The organism is Bacillus cereus group sp. Bc010 (assembly GCF_027716745.1).
In the GTDB taxonomy this organism is placed as follows: Bacteria; Bacillota; Bacilli; order Bacillales; family Bacillaceae_G; genus Bacillus_A; species Bacillus_A pacificus.
On sequence record NZ_JAQFUY010000049.1, the window covers coordinates 1 to 22,410 of the forward strand.

Consider the following 22,410-nt stretch of genomic DNA (forward strand, 5'->3'; position numbering starts at 1 on the left):
GTCTCACGTACGGTGTGGACCGGGGGAAAAGCCACTCTTAACAGGTAATGCTGAAGAATTGGCTTACCTATCGGTATTATAATGTAAAACCTACTAAAGTAGAACTTTCTACATGTAGTAATGGCCCAAATAGTATCTATATTTCTTATCAAAAGAAAGGATATTATTTTATACCACCTACTATGTTACAGCAAAAACATAAACAAGGAAGTTCAAAGAAGGAACCATCGAATGGCCAAGTAAGTCTAGGTGTACTAATTCAAAACATACAAGAGCTTGCAAAACCATTAAGTATTACATCCAAGGAAATTCTACTTGCCTATAATCACAATTATAATGCGCAAGCAAGAACATTTGAGGATACGACGATTGGTGGTTTAGAAGGAATTCTAACTAGTTTACAGTTGATTCACGAAGCGAAGAATATCCGTCCTGGAAATGAGAAACAGCTTAACCGGTGGTTATCAGCTCTTATTCCTGGTGATGTTACATCCTTTAGAGAATGGTTACTTCATGATCATACAGAAGCCATTCATCAACTCATACAACAGTTAAAAAAACAACAAAGCGCGTAAAGCTTTGTTTTATAGCAGGAAAACGAATGAACAGGATATGAGGTCTGTTCTTTTTTTATTACTTTTTGGAGGGATTTATTATGAAATTTACTATTAACCGTACATTATTTATTGAAAAATTAGAGAAAGCAAGTGCTACTGTAGACGTTAAAAACCCAATGCCGGCATTACAAGGTGTTTTATTGGATTGTAATTCAAAGGGAATGATTCTAATGGGTTCAGACGGTACAGAAACAGTAACATTAGTAACTCGCTTTAATGTAAACAGTGGGGATTGTACTGAACCGGGGAAGGTGCTTTTTGCAGCTGCTCCGGTACTTAAAACGATTAAGAAATTCAAAAGTGAATTCATCGGTCTTGAACATAAAAACAATGAGCTAAAGATTGTAGAAAGTAAGAAGAAACAATTTAGCTTTTGTACCATGGATCACGAAGAATATCCTGAAATTAAAATCGAAGCAGGGGAAGATTGGATTTCACTTTCACAAGAACAATTTGTATCAATGGCCAACGGAACGTTACATGCTATTCCTGCAATGGATACACGTAAGATTCTAACAGGTGTGAACTTAAAATCAGTTGATGATAAGTTCTTTAGTATAGCAACTGATGCTCACCGTTTAGCCCGTTTACATTTTGATTGTACAAAGATCACTATCGCAAAAGATGGTGAAGTCGTGTTACCAATTAAGTCTCTTAAAACAGCTCTTAAGCTCTTTAATCGTGAAACAAATTTACAATTAAAGCTCATTAGTGATACACAGCTGTTGATCCGTGGCGAAAGTATTATCTATCAGTCTAGATTACTAGCTGGTACATATCCCGATACGGCACGTATGGTACCCGACGAATTTAAAAGTGAAATACAACTATCACGTGAAGAATTTAAAAATACGTTGGAGCAGCTTTCAGCATTTTCTTCCTTAATCGTACTTACGTCAGAAGGAAAAGAAAGCATCCATCTTAAACCACAAAATTCTCAAGTAGGTACTGCAAGTGTAGAAATTCCATGTAATCAAGTAGAAGCATTTACATTGGCTTGTAATGTGGAATATCTGCTACAAGCACTACAAACGATAACTTCTGAAACAATCGCGATAAAAATGATTAGTAATCAGAGACCTATCGTGGTAGTGGGAGCAGAGGATACAACTCACTCTAATCTGCAGTTAATTCTACCGGTTCGCGTGTAAGGGGGCATCCAAATGAGTATGAATCACAGTGACTTCTTTGACTTTTTACAGTCAAAAGAAGTCCTTCCTAATAATCAAGAACTTCGTCAATCCTTTGAATTGATTATAAATGGATTTATTGCGAACGAAATGCCTGATTTAGAAAACATACCATTAGAACATATAGATGAATTTGAAAAGCAATTTGAGCAGCTACGACATTATGTCACGTTTTATAGTGATAATTCATTTCGTATAAATGGTCCAGATTGTGAATTAAAAGAAATGCTACATTTACATCTTTTCACTGAACAACTAGAAGATGTGGAAAAGCAGGGGCTAGAAGATGAGATATTTATTTAATCAAGGAAATGAGATGAAAGTATACATACGGATACTACGCATACAAAAATTAATTCGTAAATATAACATCCCATTCTTAATCAATATCAATGATTTTCACAGGGACAAGTTGCATATCACAAGTGAACTATTATTCGAGTCGTTTGCGCGTTTTAACGAGCAAACAAGTATATTTTGTCACTTTGCCTTTGGAACTGAAGAAGACCTGTTAGATGGGACGTTATTTAGCTCAGAAGACATGTATTCGAATTTCGCTTCGGATATTAGTTCTATGGCTGCGGAAGGATGTTACTTCGATACAGCTGGTTACTATTTATGTATAGGCTCGGAACATATAACACAATCTGATTTTCAATTCGTGTTACATGAATTTTCGTTTAACACCTATCAAAGTGAAGCGTATCCCAGTCATATTTTGATTGAATTTCTAGAGGATGGTTATGAACAGTACTCATTTGATGAATGGGTACTTTCTTATTATGAAATTATAATCCGTCTTGCGGCAATGATTCGAGAAAAGACGAAGGGGAACCAGGTATGAAATTATTATTTACATACAATCACCAGAAAGTAAGAAAGTATCTACTTTCGTTAAAAATGCAAAAGAATGCTCACTTACTGCATGAATTACTTGCAGATAAGAAGCATGAAGAAGAAATCTATATATTAGATTGTTTAGAGCACTCAAGAGAAATAGACTTCAGTAAGATTTCAGAACGATCCATTCAACAAGTAATGGCTACTGTTTCTTATTTAGAGGAAGACTCGAATTTCCCAATTGGTTTAATTGATTCGAAAACCTTACTTGAAATAATTATGATTGCGGAAACATCTTTAGATACTGATCTTTCCTGCTTCTATACATCGCAATTCTATCTTATGGAGATATTTATACGTATGTATAAATTGGGGATTCCTGTAAAAGATTATTACCCAACTTATTTAGAACAAGATAATTTCGAAGAATACGATTGTGAGGATTCATTTAAAAGCTGGGGTGATGACTTACTTCAAGATATGAAATTACATCACGAAGAGGTAGATAGCGACGATAAAGATACCTTAATCCAATATTCGAATTTATTTCATATATCTATGGATGAGATAAACCTTATTGTTGAGAATGCATGGAGTCCAATTGGTGAAATGCTCTCTAATATCAAGATAGAGAATCAAAGTTTCTTTCAGTCAATCCAGAATCAGTTTGATATACGTATGCTTTACCAAGCTGATGAGGAAAAACTTTACCTTTTCTATGATGATGATACATATTTTCCAGCAATTAAACGAATTGAGATGTTACTTCGTATCTTTGAAGAGATACAGTTAACAAAAAATATAGCAAATTAGTACAGAGGGCCAAAAAATGAAGAAATTATTTAGCTATTCATCTAATGTAGCGATGTCAAACTACTTACTATCACTTAAGTTAAACAAAACTTATAGCATCGTTAGTTGGGAACAAATTAAACAAAGATATCAAGAGGAAATATATATATTAGAAAGCCTTTCTAAAGATATAGAAATAGATTTCAACAAAATCTCTCATGGAACAATTAGTAAAATCCAAACTTGTGTGGACTTTCTAGATGAAAACCAAACAATAAGGTGGGAGGACATAGAATCAACAGATACGATTGTCATCTTCTTACTTTCCATGAACCTATTAAACATAAATCTATCTAAATTTTATTCATGTCAATTTCATATCTTACGTTACTTTAAAAGCATGCATGAGCTTTCGATTGATGTAACACAGTATTCTCCCTCGTATTTAGACCGAGAGAATATCTATGAATTAGACCATGAAGAAGGATTTATAGAATTGGGTACGGACATGATCGAAGATATGGGCTTAGAAGCTTTTCCAATTGATGAAGAAGAGTATGAAAAGCTCTCTACACTATTCGACATACCATTAAAGGAAATAAAGGAAGCAGCAGAGGACACATGGGGTGCTATAGCTGAAACAATAGACGGCATATCACCGAAGCATAAAGAAAAAATTTCTAAATTACTAGATTGTTATCCAGTGCAGCATTCTTATCAAATTGATGAAGAATCTCTGTATCTCTATTATGGCCAGGAACCATTATACGGACCATATAAATTTGAGATGTTACTAGATTTAGTGGAAACAATCTATACGCAGGGGGACATAACAAATGAAGACAGTAGCAATATTTGATGCTTTAGAGCCAAAAGGAATTGTAACCATTCAGCAATTTAACAACGAATTATCACGTGGAGAAACTGCCGTTACTTTTAAGGACTTTTATTTAGCTTTAAAAGAAGTTATGGAGCAGGGTACACAAGATAATACTCATTACTCTAGTGGCGTACTCCCAAAAGGTTGTATAAAACACGAGGTGTTATCTAAGAGTGGAGATAAACAAGCTGTTTGGATTGAAGTACCAAAAGCTCAGTGGGATATTCATTTTTTTGAACGACCGTTTCAACAAGTAGGATTTCCACGTCTATTATTTCGTTATACGGTGTACCAAAAACGAGTTACGAATATCTCTGTCTTTGCTGTAAAAGAAGATATGGAGTTAGAAGAAGGAATGAAATTATATCAATTTCCATATTCTAATGTTCATCCTAGTGGATCTGTATGTACAGGTAGAGTTGTGATACCTGAATTCCGGACTTTAAAAGATTTAGAAACATTTCATGTTTTATTTTTTGCAAGTTCTTTTAATCACGACCTTACACATACTCATACGGAACCAGTTGGAGAGCTATTTAAACGATTTGAAAACCAAAGTTTTGATGATTCTATTTTAATGGAATCGGAAATGACTTTTTAATACACGCTCTTTAGAGTGATTGTTTATTAGAAGCAGGGGAGTATTTATTAAGAATAATAATTTTGTTGGAGTTTAGATTATAAACATTGGATCCAACATGCTTAGGAGGAAATACGGTGTATTTAGATTATGAAACACGAATGAGAATTGAGAGAGAAAGACAACGAATTATTAAGTTTTTAAACGAGAAGGGTATTACACAAAATTCAGATGGCAAAAGAGTCAATGATTTACCACTTTGGCCATTAACTTTAATGGAAAATAAGTTACTGGCAGACAGTAATTGAGTACATCGAATTTCTGAAAATAGCAGAACTATATATAAGCAAAGATACTAGGAGGATTTTTTATTATGACAAACTTATTCGATTTTTTTGATATGGAAACACAAGTAGAGGAAACAACAGTACCAGTGAAAAAAGCTGCTTCAGAGCAAGCCACTGCTAAAAAGGAAGAAAAAAAGGAAAAAGCAAAAGGTAAGACAAAAAGTAGTAAGAAAGCTAAGGCTACAAAATCTACAGATTGTCTAGATAAAATCAATACAACAACGGTTGTTCGCCACGTAGTATTTGGGGATATACCATTAGTAGATTGGTTTACAGAAGAAGAAATTATACATGGAATCGCTGTTCAAAATGGGGATTCAACAGATGTAAGAAAAATAGAAGCAGAGGATATCCGCGTAAAATTAGAGCATCGTTATCCCTCATTTGTTAAAGGCTTAACTGTCATTAAATATGATGAGGATACAAATGCACTACTTCCGATTTTAACTGTCGGCGCAAAAGGAGCAAGTATTGTAGAGGGACAATCCATTTCAGATTGTCCTTTTTCTTTTCTTAGTACTTGGCTGAATCACTTTTTACCTGGGGATTTTATTCCGAGAACACTATTAATGGACTTTATTATTATTGCACAAGCCATTTCTCGTAAATGTGATTGCGAATTGCATGCTGATATCTATTTCAATAAAGAGCGTGGTTATTTTATGGATTTTCCACCTCAGCAGGTAGCAACTGAAATTGTAATCCCAGAAACGAATATAGAGATGCAGTCTATCGCTATGAAAGTTATGGAGATACACAGTCATCATCGTTTCTCTGCTGAACCAAGTGATTTAGATGATCAAAGTGAACGTGCTCCTATTCTTTATGCAATTGTTGGCAGAATAGAGGATGTTTTCCCTGAACTACGAGTACGGACTTGTATAGATGGAAAATTTTATTCTATTAATCCTAACTTTATATTTGCAGGAGAGTATGCAACGAAAGGGATAAGCCAAGATTACGATTTAAGTAGGATCACACTTTTAAAATAAACACACAAGGGGGCGTAAAAGAGACATATTTTTATGTCTCTTTCTTTATTATGACAACATTAAAAACAATTCACGTTTCAATGTTTACAAAGATAAAGCACTACATGTTAGTTCTTACAAAGAATAAACAAGCAATAGAGGAATCGCATGATGACTATAAGCTATTTCAATTTATGTGCAAGTTAGAGATGAATCACATATATGAAGCATTAGAAGGACAGAGGAAGAATACTCATATTGATTTAGACACACATCAAGAATATATAGACACGCTTGTTGTGCAGTTGAATTTACTTCAATATGTTGTAGGCATTGTGCAAGAGGAAGGAGTTATTTATGCTGCATCGATACTAGTGATGCATTCATTTGACTTGTATACCGTGCATAGGCTTACAAATTTATCGATTCCATTTCTACGAAATTTAGAGAATACACTATCAAAAGAAAATAGGGGGCTATAAAAATGAGTATTGTTATTGATATTGCAGAAGGAAAGAAGATTGTACCACATATTGTATTAGTAGGTGCTGGAGGAAACGGAGGATTAATTTTACAACATATTGCTCAAATGATGAGTATTTTTCAATTGGATGGCGAAATTGTAGTTGCAGATCCAGACACGGTTGAAGAAAAAAACCTTGGAAATCAACTCTTTATTCGACCTGATGTTGGTAAATACAAAGCAGAAGTACTGGCTCGTCGATATAAAGCTGGCTATAACGTTCCTATCTCTTCCTTTACGTCGCAGTATATAGAAGACATAGAAACAATGCAGCAGTTGTTTGGTAACAAATATGATTTATTAAAAAAACAACATAAAGACGATTACTTGTATCTGCCAATTGTAATTGGGGCAGTAGATAATATGTTTTCTCGCGAGGTCTTTCATCAATTCTTCCATCAATCAGATAATCTTCTTTACATCGATGTAGGGAATACAGCTGTAACAGTTCCTGATAATTGGAGAGAAGTAAATAAAAGACATTGGACACCTCAACAAATAGCTGATTATAAAAACAGTGGTTATAACGGACAAGCAGTATGTGGAGTTAAATTGAATGGCGAGGTCATTCTTTCACCGCTTGGTGATTTATTTCCGGATGCTTTTACGAAAAAAGAAACAGCTCCAAGTCAATTAAGTTGTTCCGAATTAGCTGCTTCAGAACCACAGCGCGTTATTACCAATAAGTTCGCTGCCATGACTGTTGCTCAATTCGTCAACGAACTCTTTGATGAAGGTACCGTATCGAATCACTATATCATTTTCCAAGCTCAAAAGGCTTTTATGAAAGCTGCACCAATTGAGGGGTAATGATATAGGAGGGGACAAGATGAGAGTGTATCAATTAGATTCCACTCAATTACAACACAGTTTAACACCAACAAACATGTGTAATGGTGTTCTACAATACTACCAATATAAACAGTATACCGTTGTATCTGTACTTGATTTATCAAAGCAAGATTCCGGAATGATACCATTGCTTCTGGCTTGTTTAGCAGAGGCTTTGATTCATTTCAATCCGGATTCTTTTTTAGCGAAGGATGAATCTAGCATTTTATATTGGTGTAGAAAGAACTTTAAAGGCTTTCATAGTATCTCTGACGATGGATTTTTACAAGATTTCAAGCAGATATACGAATGTTATCAAGCATTGCAGAACGTTGGGAAACAAGAGAAAAATATAAAAATAAATATGTAATAGCAAGGAGAAGGGAAACGTATGTATAATATACTTAAACGTCAATATAATTACTTTATCCGAGGAGTGATTCGGATTAACGAAGAAGTACAAAGGGAATTGGACCTATTAGTGCAAAAGATTCGTGAAACTGTATCTTCTGTCCAAAAAATCATCCTTTTTGGCTCTCATGCATATGGCACACCAAATGAAGACAGTGATTTTGATCTCTGTATTGTTGTGGAAGGTGTCGGAGAAAGAAAAAGGGAAGTCATTAATCGTATCAATTGGGGTATTTATGATGTTATGGAAACACCAGTTGATATTTTAGTGTACGGACCAGAAGAGTTTCAAGAACGTGCTAGCCGTACCGTTACTATGGAACATAAGATTGCACTAGAAGGGAAGGTCCTATATGAGAAATATTGAGGATCTAAAAGAGTGGGTATTTATTGCAAAATCTGATTTAGATTCTGCTAGTTACTTAACTCACATGAAACCTTTCCCAACTGCAATTATTTGTTATCATAGTCAACAATGTGTGGAAAAACTTCTAAAAGGATTTCTTGCACTAAACGGTAGGACAGTCCCAAAAACTCATAACCTTTTAATGCTGCACAAATCATGTCGGAAATTAGATGAGGAATTCTCATTGATTTTAGAACAGTGCGTGCAGCTAAATGGTTATGCTACAGACATTCGTTATCCGTATTTTGAAGCACTTACTGTTCAAGATGGATTAATCGCTATACAACATGCTCAAAAAGTAATGAGCTTTTATATGGAAAAGTTAAACAAGTTGAATATACATGAAATCACAGTTGATTAAAAATAGAGGATATACACAAAAGAGAGTGCCTATTAAATAGGGACTCTCTTTTTCTATCTAAAAACAGAGGAGGTATGCTCCATAGTAGTATGAAATGATACTTTGCTATGGGGATAACAATATAATGATGGATATATATAAAGAAATTAAAGAGGAAATGAAAAAAGTCTATTTATCTCGCGATTGTTGTTTTGTAGGTTACAGTGGGGGGAAAGATAGTTCTGCCATGTTGACGTTACTATGGGATGCAATTGCTGAGCTACCACTAGAGGAACGTACAAATCCAATTCATATCTTAACTTCCGAAGTTGGAGTAGAAACACCTGCTATGACGGCTTATATCTCAAGGACATTACAAAAGATCCAGGAGAAAGCAAATGAGCAAAACCTACCATTTGTCGTTCATGGTGTGAAACCACTTATGAAAGAATCATATTGGTATAAAGTAATAGGCAGAGGCGTTTTACCACCGAGCGGAAACAGTAGATTGAGATGGTGTACTGACTCTCTCAAGGTCAAACCGATGCAGCGAAAGATGAAAGAAATCTTAATAGCTTCTCAAACTACTACTGCAGTAGAATGCTTTGATGAATATGATGGTGTGCTTATGCTGGCCGTTCGTAATGAAGAGAGCGCTCGAAGAAGACATAGTATTCAAAAGCATGAGATAAGTAATGATTCCTTATTTTCACGTCATAATGATATGAAGAATATCCTCTGCTTTAATCCAGTTAAATTTTTAACCGGTGATGAAGTATGGATGTTACTTTTAGATAGAGGGATACTGCCCTTTGGTGTGGATGTGGAAGAAATGAGCATACAGTATGGACAAGCTATGTTTGAATGTGGCATAAAAACAGGTGGGAAGCAGCAGGGAAATGCTTGTGGAGCTGCAAACTCACGTAGTGGATGTTGGACTTGCCTAATGATGAATGGTGAGGATAAAATGTTGACCCAGCTAATTAGTGAGGGGTATACGGACTATGCTTATCTACAATCCTGGAAAAGCTTCTTACGTTCGATTAGAAACGATATTCGGTATCGGAATGTAATGAATAGACGAAGCCTGCAAACGCTCCTTAGAAACGAAAATAAAAGGGATTCAGACTTGTTTTCCATATGTAATCATGTTGAATATGATTATATTATGTTTGATCGTACAGAAAAGGGAGACTATGCACCTGGAGGACTAACAGTAGAAGGTAGAAGAATGCTTTTAGAATATCTACTTTATATTCAACAAGAAATGAATACGAGTCTTATATCTGAAGAAGAAATTGAGGCAGTACTACAAGGCTGGTATGACACAGATGGTATTCGTGTATATCGAGATGAATTGGAGCCAATACATCACGCATGTCTTGGTGAATTGGTGTTCAAACCTGATTGTACAATAAATGAAGAAAAAACGACGTCTCCATTCCCTGTGTTTTTCGTGGAAATTGATGTTCATTTAGGGAAGCAGGAGATATTTCGTTGGATGAAGGAACGACAGAAAGTTACGCAGCAGAGTTTTTTCTTTTTTCCTTCAAATTATTCTAATGATTCTGCAAAGCTTACATGGAACAAACTAACCTTTGTTGTATCTAGATTTGATATAACAGAAGCAAGAGATGCTGAACGCATTATACGTCAATGGTTAGGTATGACGATGTACCATGAAAAGGCAGAAGCACAACATAAGAAGATGCTTGTACAGCTGTTCATTCATTCTATGAAGAATGAACAATTATTTAATCCGGATGAATTAGAAAATACGAAGATCCTATATACTACAGAGTTTATAAGTAGGCTCTCTCGATTGCTAGAAACAGAGGAGTTGCTATCCGAGGAGACTAATCACCTCTTTGCAAAAATACTTAAAGAAATGGCTAACGAAACATTTCTTATAGCGTGATATATAAATAATAGATATATTTAGAGAGTACCTATTCAATAGGTGCTTTCTATATTACAAAGGCAAGAGGAGATTATAATGGAATTCAAAAAACTTATGAAGTATATAGAAGAGAATAAGGAAGAACACTTTGATGAATTAATTAAAGAAAATGAAAACGCAATTAAAGAAATCGATAAAAAAATGAGAAGGAAACAGATTTTTAAAAAATAGTTACGATATTTACCAAAGAACTATTAGGAACGTATAAATATAGGATTCAAGGAGGATACTTATGACTGAAATTAGTTTCAAAGACAGATGTATTCAAATTCTAACCACAATTCCAACAATAGTATTTTTTATTTGGAGCATGTACTACTGCTTTCAGCTATTTGTAGGAAATGAAATACCCGGAGTAACTCCTATTACAAAGTTTATGCTTGGGTTGATTACACTGTTTATGGGAATTGGCGGACTTATTAATTTAACTAAGCCTAATGTAGATGCTGTTGAGTTCTCCGTAAAGACACTTTGCGGGTTACTTGCAATTGTCTTTATATTATTTGCAGAGAAATTTGTCGACATCGCAAAATTAATTAGTGAGTCATTGTAAACAAAAGACAGCAACACAAGCGTTGCTGTCTTTTATTTATGTATTGATTTTAAAAAGAACATTTAACTGTTTCAGAGTGATGAAGTTTTGAAAATCTTAATTACTTAAAAATTTTTGAATAACTTTTTCTTGTTCCAAATCCCAATCTTTTCCGCTTTTTATATAACATTCGTGCTTAATGGTTAGTTGAGTGTATTCATGCGAAGTAATTTCTTTATTAATTACAACACCACCACATTTTTTAGCAATTCGTTCGGCTATATCTTTATCTATAAAGAGAAATGCCACTTCTTCATCTTTTACAAACTCATAACTAAATGAAGTTTCATCGTATGGTATTCTGTGCAATCCACCTGCATAAAACAATTCTCCTAATTTTACTAAACATAAAGTTAAAGTGTTTTGCATAACATATATTCCTTTCTCGTGCATTTTTCTCATTCCTTTAAATACCTTTTGTGATGGACTTGTTCATCTAGAGCATTATTAACAGCTTAATCTTAAATATTGAAAATATCTTTTCAATGATATTTTAGTCTTAAAACCAATTCTATCAATTAATTCACTTTCAGAAAGTCCTTGCTTAATAAGGCGAAGAATAAATGTGTTCCTCATCTGCTGTGCAGAAATACGCCTATCTAATTCTGCTCGTTTCACTTCAAGTCGAATCATCTTTTGTATAGCAACCTCAGACAAAGCTTTTGGTGCATCATTTTCGTAAACCCATCGATAAGTACCTCGATTAAAATCAAATGCCACAAATAGAGGATTATCTGTGTGCTGTCGAGGTCTTACAGGTTCAGGGATAGTCGAATAATATTTGTAAAGCTGTTGTGTAGCTTCGGCTGTTAAGAAGATGGATCTAGTATCTCCGTTTTCTCCTGGAACAATTAAAGTGTTCCTAGCAAACTGTATATGGTTCATATTAAGCGATACAAGCTCTTGCAAAGACAAACCATAGTTTACTATTAAATTAATTATACAAGCGTTTCTATCCATGATTAGAGGACGGTATTTAGCTTGTCTTTCTGTTAATCCCTTAGTTGATAGAACAGTTTGTTTTAAAAGCGCCTCTTCCAATTCGGTAATAAAATCATTGTCATTTAGTGATTGATCCGGAATTAAAGAGAGATGAATATCATCTAATGGACTAACTATACCTAAAAACATGTGTAACCTCTTTAAAACCACCCATATCCTGTGCCTTGTTTTAAGAGAATATTCTCGTTTATTTTCTAACACTGAGAAATAAGATTGATAATCATCTACGGATATTTCATTCCATGATTTTATATGTAAAAGCAACTCATTTTCATTCAACCATCTATAAAAATCTTTAATATCGTATGCATAGCGTTGGATTGTAGAATGTTTTCGGCCTTTTTCACTTAAATATGTAGAGAACGCTTCTAAAGTTTTTTCTAAGTTAATTGTCTCATTCAATATAGTCACCTAATTTCTTTGGATATATTATAACAGAAAATAAGTGAAAGACCTGCTACCGCCCTTTGCTACGCACGGTTGCTGGCATATCCAAAAAGCAAACGGACAAACAACCCTTTGCTTTTTGGATATGTTGTTTATTAGTTATAAAGCCAGATAAATAGAGTTATCATAATACTCCAAAAAGGCACTACAAAAACTAATCCCCAAACAATCCCTTTAAAAAATCCAATCTCGTTATAGGTATTCATTTCTATGTAAGTTGTTTCTTTTAGTGTAGCCATGTGTAATCCTCCAATATAAATTGTTTATTAAAATGAAAAAAGGACAAACCTAGTCCTGGTAGGGATACGTAGGTTTGTCCTTTTGTATGAGGGTAATGATCTGTTTAATTACCATTATTATAACGCAATTTACAAATATTTTCAATTAGGTCGGACATCTTATTAACAATTATACTAGCTATATTAAAAATCTATTATAAATATATACCTTATATAAAAAAAGAAATAAAGATAAAACTATTATAGGTTATCAAAAACAGGGGAAATATCTACTCCCACAAGGGAAAATTTCATGTTAGAACCTAAAAAATCATAAATAGCAGAAAATGTATTCGTAAATTCAATGATTATTAGACGTTTAATTCTACAAAAAAACAGAAAGGAATTACTATATTTCTACATGAAATCAGAAAGAATTTGATACTAATCGCATTATATATATTCAACCCCGTAAATAAGAACTTTTTTACTTATTTTAGTAATCAGGTTAATTCTAACCGTCTAATTATCCACATTTTATTCAGATTAGGCTGCTATTTTTGAACATAACTCACTATTTACACATAACTCACATTTTTGTTGATGATTTTTATTAGATAAATACAACAACATTAGTAATAACAATGATTTTAGAAGGATTATATCCACATTGGATCATATTTGTCCTCATATCCACTATTTTTATAATTTTCCTTTTGATTTTTTGTAGGTATTATGGGATAGGTTTTAATACAGTAGAGGAATACACTCTAGTATTATGTGGAGAGTTATGCATTGATAGAATCAAAATTGTATAGAAGTGCATAAAAAAAGACTCCATTTTACATGAAGTTCTTTCGATTTAGTATTTATAAATAGAGTAGTAGGAAGGTGTTACTACTCAAATAAACACGAATAGCCCTCTACTTTTGTTTTTTTCAAAAATAGAGAGCTAGTTGCTATTATTTTATTTTCATTGCGGTTAGCACCTGATCAGGAGTGGTTATTGTTACACCAGCACGTACTAAACGTTCAAAGGTACGCATAAACTCTAGTAAATTAAACTGTTTTGGTAGCTCAATCACACGCAGCTGCTCTTGCGGTAGCTTATCAATTTCTTCAATAAACCATTCACGTACATCACTTGGAATTGTGCGTTCTTTATGGCCGCGTACTTTTAATTTTTCGCGCATTTCAATTTCTAAAGCAATATATGCATGGAGATTCACACCTTGATCATATGCATATTTTCTAAATAACGTTTCTTCCTGATATTTTAAATAATTACGGTGATAAGATTCTTCCGTCACAGGTACCGCAAATTTCTGCTTCAGTAGTGTATGCACATTCTTAAACATCTTCTTAATGTTGTGAAGAGAGTACATAGAATAATGTAAACCGAAATTAAAGACAGCTTGCTCACGGTCACTATTTCTCTCTTTTGGTATATGTTGCGCAATAAGAGGGTAGATACCTTCTTTCGCTGCAGCATCAAGGATTTGATATTGAGATGTTTGATGCAATAGTTTTTTCAATGTATATACAATTTTCGTTGGATATCCTTCTTTTCGATCAATCATGTCACGGAGTCCGCGAATTACACTGCGGATTTGACGATGACAAGTATGCTTTAATACATGAATGAACTTATTCATGTCTGCAGACAGTTCACCGATATTCATCTCCTGTAGAACTGCTTCTATAAACTTTGCCTTGCGAGCATAGGTGGTTTTTGGTGTAAATGGATCCCTGTGTTGCTCTTCTCCAGATTCTTTTGTACATAAAAAGTCTGAATGAATAGATAGATATAAGGTTGTATATCGTTTTGTATGCTTTACCCCTTTTTGCATTTTGCAAATTTTGAATAGGGGATTCCCCGTACATGGTAATGCCGTTGTTAATTCATCGATAACGGAACGGATTTGATGCGGATATTTTTTATGTAAGAAACGATACATCCCACCGAAGTGAGTTTTGTTTCCTCTTTCATCCTGCTTGTCCAATGAACGCTTTAATGTTGTTTCTGTATGTTGTTGCATGGCAATGTCTAAGAATAGTTTCTTAGCCGCTACAGATAGCTTAAAGAAAGCCTTAGTAAATACAACAGGACTAATATATACGTATGGATTTGCTTTTTCTGTTTCCTCATTCATAAAATGAGTCAGCTTGATTGTATATCGGCCATCTACTCCGTTTTCAATGGAGATAATGTTATGTAAGTTTAATTTCTTTAATGCAATATAGAATTGAGAATGTTGGATATAAGCAAATTCTTCTTTATATTGCTTGTAATCTTCCCACATCATATGTATTGTTACATTTGGAATGACACCATTAGTAAAGCATTTCTTATGTAGATATAAGAAAACTTCAAGATCAGCATTCGTAATGCCGTATAATTTATGTTTTCTTCCTGTTTTTTCAGCAAGTGCAGACAATGCGCGACGTGAAAAAGATGGCTTGGCTTTTTCGACAAAACCTTCTTCGTCAGCAATACGTTCTTCGTATGTCATGTGCTGCAGAATATCTTCTAAATATGTATCTTTATAGCTGTAGTACTTATCTTCAAATGCTTCTACAAGTTTTTGCCAAGACTTTAGTGTTACTAACACGGCATTGGTTGTTTTCCCATTTAAGCTACGTTGATTTCGTATTACAAATGATTTCCCCATCTTTTTCACCTCCGTTCTACAAATTCAGAAATATATGCCAAAAGACTATAAAATATACCAATTTTGATTATAGCAAAACGAATTTTGTAAAAATGTGCCCTTTAAGAGAGAATTTTAAAAAAGGCAACACCTTACGAGCCTTAGAGCCACAAGGGATAGAAAAAAAGTTTGATTTTTTTTTTGGTACGCAACTTGGGAAGGAGTGTTGCTTTTTTCTTGTATGATGCTATTTATTGAGAATAGGAGAAATCCTTTAATATCAATACTCTATAGATATTCCAATTGATTTTTGGTACGCAACTTGGGAAAGATGTTGCTTCTTTTTCGCGAAAATGGGTACGCGACTTGGGAAAGGATTTCTGTGAAATATATAGTTTGTTTTAGATTAAATGTTTTAAATCACCTGATATAACAGCATTTGTAGCTGGTTTTATTAGTAGTATAGGTACGCGACTTGGGAAAAATGTTGCTTATTTTTAATGTGAAATTAAATAATTTAAATATTAGGTGTTGCTTGTTGCGAAAAATAAGTACGCAACATGGGAAGAATGTTGCTTGTTTTAGTAAAAGAGTACGTAACATTGGAAAAGCGTTGCTCATTTTATATTAAAAGTACGCAAGATGGGAAAGATGTTGCATGTTTTACAGGAAAGGTACGCAAGATGGGAAAGGCGTTGCATGTTTTATAGGAAAGGTACGCAAGATGGGAAAGGCGTTGCATGTTTTATAGGAAAGGTACACAAGGTGGGAAAGATGTTGCACGTTTTGTAGAAAGGGTATGCAAGATGGGAAAGATGTTGCATGTTTTGCAGGAAAGGTACGCAAGATGGGAAAGGTGTTGCATGTTTTGCAGGAAAAGTACACAAGTTGAGAAAGATGTCGCATGTTTAACTTATAATTAGTGTAAAACGAATTTTGTAAACTTATAAAAATTAAATGTATTGTTGCTATTACAAATACGAAAGGGAAGAAGATAGAGAATTTATTATTTTGTACTATTTATACTAATTTAATTCTATTACCTTATTGTATTAATGAAAATATAATATATAATTTTATGAATATAAAAAGGTGATAGGAGAAAGATATATGCTGGAAAAATTGAATAGATTTATGTTTGATTTACCTATAATTTGGTTTGTATTACTTATGGTATTGGGATCATTTTTACTTGTGATGCCATTAGATTTATTTTTACCGGCAATAAAACAACATCCAATAAAGGAAGAACCCGCTATTATACAGATTTTAGTAGGAGTATTTGCGGCACCTGTATATGAAACAGTAATTTTTCAGGTGTTTTTATTTTGGGTATTAAGTTGTATTTCTCTTATTAAAGATCGTGATTTTCTTATCATTTTAATAGCATCGATTATATTCGGATTAATTCATTCAGATGGTATTACTTATATAGTCGCTACAGCAATAATTGGAGTATTATATAACTATGCTTATTGGGTATATCAAAAAAAGAATGAAAAAGTAGAAGTTACATTATCTGCTTTTTGGATTGTTGTTTTGATTCACTCACTACATAACTCTATTGCTGTTATAGCATCACAGTTATAAATGTTTTAAAGAATACTTTATACTATTAGTAATGGATTTTAAGTTAATAATTAATGGGAATTGAGTTGTTTATAAAAAAAGAGGCATAGAATGTTTTTCTATGCTTCTTTTTTATGTGAACTTATATTTATTTGTTTACTTTTATTCCACCTTAAATAATGAATTTATTTCAAATCTACTGAACCCTCAAAGCAAACCTTTATAAAAAGGTTTGTTAAATATTATTCCCACTACTCATAATCAATTGCATTTTAATTTTCTTTAATAAGTGTTCATAAAAGTTTCCTGCTTCTGGATAGATACCTTTCTCATGGGCACTTCAGTTTACAAAAAGATATTAATTGTTCATCATATTTTCGTTAGCTAAACAATAGGAATATTCATTGGAATGCTCAATAATAATATATCCTATCGAAACTCTAATTAGAATGGTATGAATGATAAGTAGCAATTGATATAATTGTATTAGAAGCAATTAGGAGGATTATTAGTGGAAAAGTTAAAAGTACTATTTCAAAACACCTTATATATAGCATACCCTCTACTAACTGGAGTTGAGGGAAGTGAAAGAGTGTTAAATAAATGGCAACAATTCTATCAAGATGTAGAAAGAGATCTACAGAGGATATACAACTCAACTTATTCGTCACAGACTTTCGAAAGACTAGTGAAATGGGTTTCTAAAAAGGAAGCTTTAGGATTATCGGCGATAGACATTCTTCCAAAATTAGATAATTATAAGGGAGAAATTTTTGAATGTCTAAAAGATGATTTATATATGGAATTTGGGATTAAATTGCCTGTTGTCGCAAAAGAATTACCTTTAGATACAGAGGCTAAGAGTGATTACATAGAGCGAAGTAATGCAGGGTTTATGTACCATTTATCAGACACTATTGCTAAGAATAAGTTTACAGATGACCAAGATAAGAATGTACGTATTGCTCAATTGCAGGATAAACAAAATAGTCTAGTCGTAGTATCGTCACATGACGATGGTGATATGAAGTTACAAAGGGAAGAGTTAAAAAGATGGAATACCTTGATTGACTCTACTTTTTTAACACGAGTAATGGATGATTTGACGGCAGATTGCCTTGATATTGTAACAGAACTGTGGGTAAAGAGTGCGGAAAATGATAAGACTATTGTGCCTGTACATTATGAACAAATATTAGATATGTGTAATATGAAACAAATCAAAAATGGTAAGGCTTATTATCGAAAAGAAGACAGATTAAAGATTATGGAGCGTTTAGCTGCTCTTGCTAGTATTTTTATTTATGTAAATGAAGATAATGAGATCGTGATATTAAATGAAGAGGATCCAAATGAAACCTTGGCTTATAAAAAGCAAAGAATTAGAAGGTTATTTGTAATGGATGAAATTATCATTGCAAAAGATATTGATACGGATAAAACATTGGGAATAGAGAGTATGAACGTTACACCAGGTAGTTTTTTATCGAAATATCTATATGGTTCTGAAAAACTAACAGGTTTATTATCTAAGAAAGCATTGGAGTATAACAGCAAGCAACAAAGATATCACAAACGATTAACCAGATATCTAAGTTGGCGTTGGCGTATTCAACAATCATATCAACATCTAACACATTCATATAGTATTGGTGGTCCTAAAGGGTTATTACAAGTAATGGAAATCAGTATGAATAGAAAACCAAGCCTTACAAGACAAGTTTTTGAAAAGACGTTAGATGATCTTATGAGGGACCAAGTTATTAAGGAATGGAAGTACTCTCCTGAAATTGATGAAGAGAAATGCAAGGGGAAAAACTGGTTTGAGAATTACTGGCTAAAATTAAAAGTAATTATTTCTCCGACAAATGAACTTGTTAAATTACAACAAGAGTTGATTACTAAGAAAAGTAAGCAGCAGTCACCATTAATTATCGAGATTGAAGAAAAGCCACCTGTAATTGAAGAGAAGCCAATAAGTATACCAAATCAAGAAATACCTAATAGTATTGAGTTCTATATTGAAAAAATGAACACGTATAAAGAGAAGAATAATAAAAGTATTCGTGAGCTAGCGAAAGAAATTGATATTTCGTATTCAACGCTTTCAAGGATGCTATCAGGTAAAAGAAAACGATTAAATGATGACACGAAAAATAAACTGGATAAGTGGATAGAGAGACAAGAGGTAATGAACTTATTATAAAAAGCCTATAAATGGGAAGGGATAAAAGGTGCAAAGAAAATGCTAGAAAGTATAAAGGATATAGGAGTTAGCAATTGGATTGGTTTAGTCTCAATTGTGGTAGCGATTTTTATTGGTGTTAAATCAATAAAGTTTGCTAAAGGTGCACTAGAACATAGTCAAAGGTCACTTATTGTTAATGAGAGCTATAAACCGATAATTAATGATATCAATAATTATCGTAATCTAAAACCATTTTCTTCTCAACCTTTGGATTTTAGTGGGATAAAGGCAGTTAAAAATGGATATATATTTGATGCACTTGAGGAAGATTGGAAACAGAAAATAAATAAAATATTAGAAAAAGAAAATAATATAAATAAAATAAAAAAAAGTTTAGATGGAATAGCATCTAATGCTATATGTGAAGTCATTAATAAATATATAGAAAAAACTGATTACGAGGAAGAAGTAGGAAATATAGAATTTAAGATGAATGGTTCAAAACTTTACGATGTATTAATGAGCAATAATTTGTATTATCTACTAGTACGTTCTCATGTAAAACCTGAAATTTATTGTGAGATTTTGGTTGAACATATTGAATATGATCCAGAGGCTGGTGAAATACCTGTTAAACGCTCAGAGTGTTTACTGCCTATTGAAAAAGCTTTTGAAAAATATATGAATATAGGGTTAGATCCTAATAATGAACTCCCACAATTTGATATCGACAATATAGAAAAACAAATAATGCGAGTTATTAACAATAACCCTAAACATATAGTGATGGAGAATGAGCGTACAGAACTTATTAAAATCTTTAATATATTACAAGATGAAATAAATGAGCGAATTAGAGAGTTGATTATTCCAGGTCATAAAAAGAAAAGAAAGACTTCTATATAACAATTATTGAAAAGATATTAATAATTTAAGACAGAATATATAGCCCTTAGTATAAAAAGGAATCTGGTATCTATTAAGATATCAGATTCTTTTTTATGAAGGTATATACGAGTGGATATAAATTCCAATATAAAATATAATTCAAAATATGATGATATATCATCTGCAATAACGCAAGGTTTACCTCTAGAAGGGGAAATTTAAAGTAGGGAGTAATTAAAATGAATGAAAAAACAAAAGAGACTATTTATGCAATGGCTAAGGGGGCTGCAGGTACTGTACCGGTAGCAGGACCGATGCTTTCAGAACTATTTGGAGTTGCATTTGCAGATCCTGCAAGTAAGAGAAGAACTGAAATTTTGGAAGAAATGGATCGTAGGTTACATGCTCTTGAGCAAAAAGGTTTTAATATAAGTGAACTAGCTGATAATCAAGAGTTCTTAACAGTTGCTATGCAAGCATATTCAATAGCTTTAAAAACACATCAAAAGGATAAAAGAGTAGCATTAATGAATTCAATTTCCAATACGCCTAAATTGGGGATAGAAGAAAATGAAAAGTTAATGTTTTTAAATTATATAGACCAATTTAATGAATGGCATTTGAAAATATTATCATTCCTAAATTCTCCAGAATCTTATTTTACAGCTGAAACAAGACCTAGCCTTTTCTCGGGAGGAAAATCTACAATTTTAGTTTCAGCATTCCCCGAATTAGGAGACAGACGTGACTTTTATGACCAAATCGTCAGAGATTTGAAAAATAGAGATTTAATTGCCTATGACACACTTCATAATACAATGAGTGAAACAGGATTGTGGCAATCAGGTACTACAGAGGTTGGAAAAAGATTTTTAGAGTTCATTTCAGAATAATCTAAGCAAAAGTCTATAACTTAGAAGAATCTGTTTTAATTTTTAGAGCGGATTTTTCTAAGTTTATCCGTGAAAGACTGCTTATTTCATAGATTAGCATTATGCTAGATGGTAATCAAATTATACAAAAGGAGAGATTTGATGAGTAAGTTATTTTTAACTTTGAATATAAATTATTATTTCTTTAAATTACTAATAACTTACTTAAGTTATTAAAACTTGTAAAACACCTTGCTACTATAATCCTAATTGTGTAATATATAGGTATATTGTTAGTTTATTTGATTCCGTTTATTCCCACACCTTTTTTTTGTGTTGTGGTTGAGTTGTAGAAGCAAGTTGCGTCTTGTTTCATTTATGAAAGGGCTTCTTTGAGCCGATTAGTGTATATATAGCTTATTTTGCTATGCACATTTTTAATCGACTTGAAGAAGCCCTTTTTGTGTTGTTTTCAAGTTTGCAGGCGGGGTTATTTATGATTCATAAAATAACAAATTAAACAGTAGAGGAGATAATAAAATGAAAAAAGATTGTAGTCACTTACAACCAGTACCAACAGTAGAGGAACATAAAGCACGAATGGAAAAAAATCAGAAATCATATGCTGCACCAGCAATGTCATCTGAATCAAGAGCAAGAGTGAATCAAATGAGAGGATGTTTTGAAGCTGAAATTATATTACCAGATGGGAAATTTCAATACTTTAAACCAGATACTCTTAATGAAAAGGTTGCTATTCAAGAAATCGCTTTATATATTGAAGGCATACAAGAAGCAAAAGAAGGCTATGTAATCTTATGGCGCTTTGTCGGGCAACAAAGTTTTTACCATGGTACAAAGATCGTAGCTGAACCGAAGATTCGTTCAATCCTACGTAAATTGAAAGATTATTTTTTTGATTACGAAGAAGTTGTATACGAACCTGAAAAATAAGAGAGATAGAGGGAAATGTAAATGAAAAAAGATAACACTTGGACAGAATTAGATAATCCAAAAGAGCAGGAAACAAGAAAGCCATCCCAAGAGCCGGATGATATATTTGCTGGTATGGATGAGTTACCGGAGATTACAGATGAAGAACTACCATTTTAATAAGGTCGAGGTAGTTTATAGAGGGTAAAAGGAAGAACTAAGTGATGTATTTACTTGGATCTTCCTTTTTTTAATGTAAAAAAGAACTTGGAGGGAACGATTATGCGGTGCGAGACGTTCTCGAGTAAGTAATGCGGGAGCATAGGCGACAACGAGGACTATTCTTAATTGTAGAAACATCG

The 22,410-nt window shown here is 33.1% G+C and carries 27 protein-coding genes; 23 read left to right on the forward strand and 4 right to left on the reverse strand.

Going from position 1 to position 22,410, the window contains the following annotated elements; all coding sequences use genetic code 11:
• The first annotated feature begins 47 nt into the window (after positions 1–47).
• The 17 genes from PDQ68_RS26545 (at position 48) to PDQ68_RS26625 (ending at position 11,241) form a co-directional block, all read left to right on the forward strand.
• Positions 48–575, forward strand: coding sequence for a hypothetical protein (locus tag PDQ68_RS26545; protein WP_000917103.1), 528 nt, complete (start codon positions 48–50; stop codon positions 573–575).
• 80 nt (positions 576–655) lie between these two features.
• Complete coding sequence (gene dnaN / locus PDQ68_RS26550) at positions 656–1,768, forward strand: DNA polymerase III subunit beta (RefSeq protein WP_000673198.1); 1,113 nt, start codon at positions 656–658, stop codon at positions 1,766–1,768.
• Between the two features lie 12 nt (positions 1,769–1,780).
• Positions 1,781–2,110, forward strand: coding sequence for a hypothetical protein (locus PDQ68_RS26555; protein WP_000062335.1), 330 nt, complete (start codon positions 1,781–1,783; stop codon positions 2,108–2,110).
• Positions 2,094–2,651 (forward strand): hypothetical protein, encoded by a 558-nt coding sequence (locus PDQ68_RS26560; RefSeq protein WP_001269722.1) that lies wholly within the window; start codon positions 2,094–2,096, stop codon positions 2,649–2,651. The genes PDQ68_RS26555 and PDQ68_RS26560 overlap by 17 nt, the downstream gene beginning before the upstream one ends.
• Positions 2,648–3,460: a hypothetical protein gene (locus PDQ68_RS26565; protein ID WP_000770659.1), complete on the forward strand. Its 813-nt coding sequence runs from the start codon at positions 2,648–2,650 to the stop codon at positions 3,458–3,460. The genes PDQ68_RS26560 and PDQ68_RS26565 overlap by 4 nt, the downstream gene beginning before the upstream one ends.
• 16 nt (positions 3,461–3,476) lie before the next feature.
• A complete protein-coding gene (locus PDQ68_RS26570) occupies positions 3,477–4,298 on the forward strand; it encodes a hypothetical protein (RefSeq protein ID WP_000732880.1) in 822 nt (273 codons plus the stop codon).
• Positions 4,276–4,920 carry a hypothetical protein gene (locus PDQ68_RS26575; protein WP_000859312.1) on the forward strand — a complete coding sequence of 215 codons (645 nt, stop codon included), beginning with the start codon at positions 4,276–4,278 and terminating at the stop codon, positions 4,918–4,920. Before PDQ68_RS26570 ends, PDQ68_RS26575 begins: the two co-directional genes overlap by 23 nt.
• A 116-nt stretch (positions 4,921–5,036) precedes the next feature.
• A complete protein-coding gene (locus PDQ68_RS26580; protein WP_000280379.1) occupies positions 5,037–5,207 on the forward strand; it encodes a hypothetical protein in 171 nt (56 codons plus the stop codon).
• A 65-nt stretch (positions 5,208–5,272) separates the two neighbouring features.
• Positions 5,273–6,238, forward strand: coding sequence for an MPN domain-containing protein (locus tag PDQ68_RS26585; RefSeq protein WP_000182855.1), 966 nt, complete (start codon positions 5,273–5,275; stop codon positions 6,236–6,238).
• A gap of 50 nt (positions 6,239–6,288) precedes the next feature.
• Positions 6,289–6,699 carry a hypothetical protein gene (locus PDQ68_RS26590; RefSeq protein ID WP_000209415.1) on the forward strand — a complete coding sequence of 137 codons (411 nt, stop codon included), beginning with the start codon at positions 6,289–6,291 and terminating at the stop codon, positions 6,697–6,699.
• Between the two features lie 2 nt (positions 6,700–6,701).
• Positions 6,702–7,550 carry a ThiF family adenylyltransferase gene (locus tag PDQ68_RS26595; RefSeq protein WP_000029264.1) on the forward strand — a complete coding sequence of 283 codons (849 nt, stop codon included), beginning with the start codon at positions 6,702–6,704 and terminating at the stop codon, positions 7,548–7,550.
• A gap of 19 nt (positions 7,551–7,569) precedes the next feature.
• Positions 7,570–7,941, forward strand: coding sequence for a hypothetical protein (locus tag PDQ68_RS26600; protein ID WP_001267129.1), 372 nt, complete (start codon positions 7,570–7,572; stop codon positions 7,939–7,941).
• Between the two features lie 21 nt (positions 7,942–7,962).
• Entirely contained in the window at positions 7,963–8,349 is a 387-nt protein-coding gene (locus PDQ68_RS26605) for a nucleotidyltransferase domain-containing protein (protein ID WP_000282368.1), read from the forward strand.
• Entirely contained in the window at positions 8,336–8,749 is a 414-nt protein-coding gene (locus PDQ68_RS26610) for a HEPN domain-containing protein (RefSeq protein WP_001244160.1), read from the forward strand. The genes PDQ68_RS26605 and PDQ68_RS26610 overlap by 14 nt, the downstream gene beginning before the upstream one ends.
• A gap of 124 nt (positions 8,750–8,873) precedes the next feature.
• Positions 8,874–10,646 (forward strand): phosphoadenosine phosphosulfate reductase domain-containing protein, encoded by a 1,773-nt coding sequence (locus tag PDQ68_RS26615; protein ID WP_002073830.1) that lies wholly within the window; start codon positions 8,874–8,876, stop codon positions 10,644–10,646.
• 78 nt (positions 10,647–10,724) lie between these two features.
• On the forward strand, positions 10,725–10,859 hold the full coding sequence (locus tag PDQ68_RS26620) for a hypothetical protein (protein ID WP_000394598.1): 135 nt from the start codon (positions 10,725–10,727) through the stop codon (positions 10,857–10,859).
• 61 nt (positions 10,860–10,920) lie between these two features.
• Positions 10,921–11,241, forward strand: a complete 321-nt coding sequence (locus PDQ68_RS26625) for a hypothetical protein (RefSeq protein ID WP_000136244.1) — start codon at positions 10,921–10,923, stop codon at positions 11,239–11,241.
• 96 nt (positions 11,242–11,337) lie between these two features.
• Here PDQ68_RS26625 and PDQ68_RS26630 read toward each other — a convergent pair whose 3' ends face one another.
• From PDQ68_RS26630 to PDQ68_RS26645, 4 genes are all read right to left on the reverse strand, one after another.
• The gene (locus PDQ68_RS26630) at positions 11,338–11,649 is read right to left on the reverse strand and encodes a hypothetical protein (RefSeq protein WP_033696043.1); all 312 of its coding nucleotides are present in this window, start codon (positions 11,647–11,649) and stop codon (positions 11,338–11,340) included.
• A 78-nt stretch (positions 11,650–11,727) separates the two neighbouring features.
• The gene (locus PDQ68_RS26635) at positions 11,728–12,693 is read right to left on the reverse strand and encodes a tyrosine-type recombinase/integrase (RefSeq protein ID WP_002029030.1); all 966 of its coding nucleotides are present in this window, start codon (positions 12,691–12,693) and stop codon (positions 11,728–11,730) included.
• 131 nt (positions 12,694–12,824) lie between these two features.
• Positions 12,825–12,968: a hypothetical protein gene (locus PDQ68_RS26640; RefSeq protein WP_000212568.1), complete on the reverse strand. Its 144-nt coding sequence runs from the start codon at positions 12,966–12,968 to the stop codon at positions 12,825–12,827.
• Positions 12,969–13,909: 941 nt separating this feature from the next.
• Positions 13,910–15,619 carry a hypothetical protein gene (locus PDQ68_RS26645; RefSeq protein ID WP_000520284.1) on the reverse strand — a complete coding sequence of 570 codons (1,710 nt, stop codon included), beginning with the start codon at positions 15,617–15,619 and terminating at the stop codon, positions 13,910–13,912.
• Positions 15,620–16,708: 1,089 nt separating this feature from the next.
• Between PDQ68_RS26645 and PDQ68_RS26650 the strand changes: the two genes are divergently transcribed.
• From PDQ68_RS26650 to PDQ68_RS26675, 6 genes are all read left to right on the forward strand, one after another.
• Positions 16,709–17,188: a CPBP family intramembrane glutamic endopeptidase gene (locus PDQ68_RS26650; RefSeq protein WP_000890576.1), complete on the forward strand. Its 480-nt coding sequence runs from the start codon at positions 16,709–16,711 to the stop codon at positions 17,186–17,188.
• A gap of 490 nt (positions 17,189–17,678) precedes the next feature.
• A complete protein-coding gene (locus PDQ68_RS26655) occupies positions 17,679–19,373 on the forward strand; it encodes a helix-turn-helix domain-containing protein (RefSeq protein WP_048568097.1) in 1,695 nt (564 codons plus the stop codon).
• Between the two features lie 39 nt (positions 19,374–19,412).
• Positions 19,413–20,261, forward strand: a complete 849-nt coding sequence (locus PDQ68_RS26660) for a hypothetical protein (protein ID WP_048568096.1) — start codon at positions 19,413–19,415, stop codon at positions 20,259–20,261.
• Between the two features lie 221 nt (positions 20,262–20,482).
• Positions 20,483–21,136 (forward strand): hypothetical protein, encoded by a 654-nt coding sequence (locus PDQ68_RS26665; protein WP_001003375.1) that lies wholly within the window; start codon positions 20,483–20,485, stop codon positions 21,134–21,136.
• Positions 21,137–21,655: 519 nt separating this feature from the next.
• Complete coding sequence (locus tag PDQ68_RS26670) at positions 21,656–22,069, forward strand: DUF6018 family natural product bioysynthesis protein (protein WP_000710699.1); 414 nt, start codon at positions 21,656–21,658, stop codon at positions 22,067–22,069.
• A 21-nt stretch (positions 22,070–22,090) separates the two neighbouring features.
• The gene (locus PDQ68_RS26675; protein WP_000711015.1) at positions 22,091–22,228 is read left to right on the forward strand and encodes a hypothetical protein; all 138 of its coding nucleotides are present in this window, start codon (positions 22,091–22,093) and stop codon (positions 22,226–22,228) included.
• Positions 22,229–22,410: the final 182 nt, after the last annotated feature.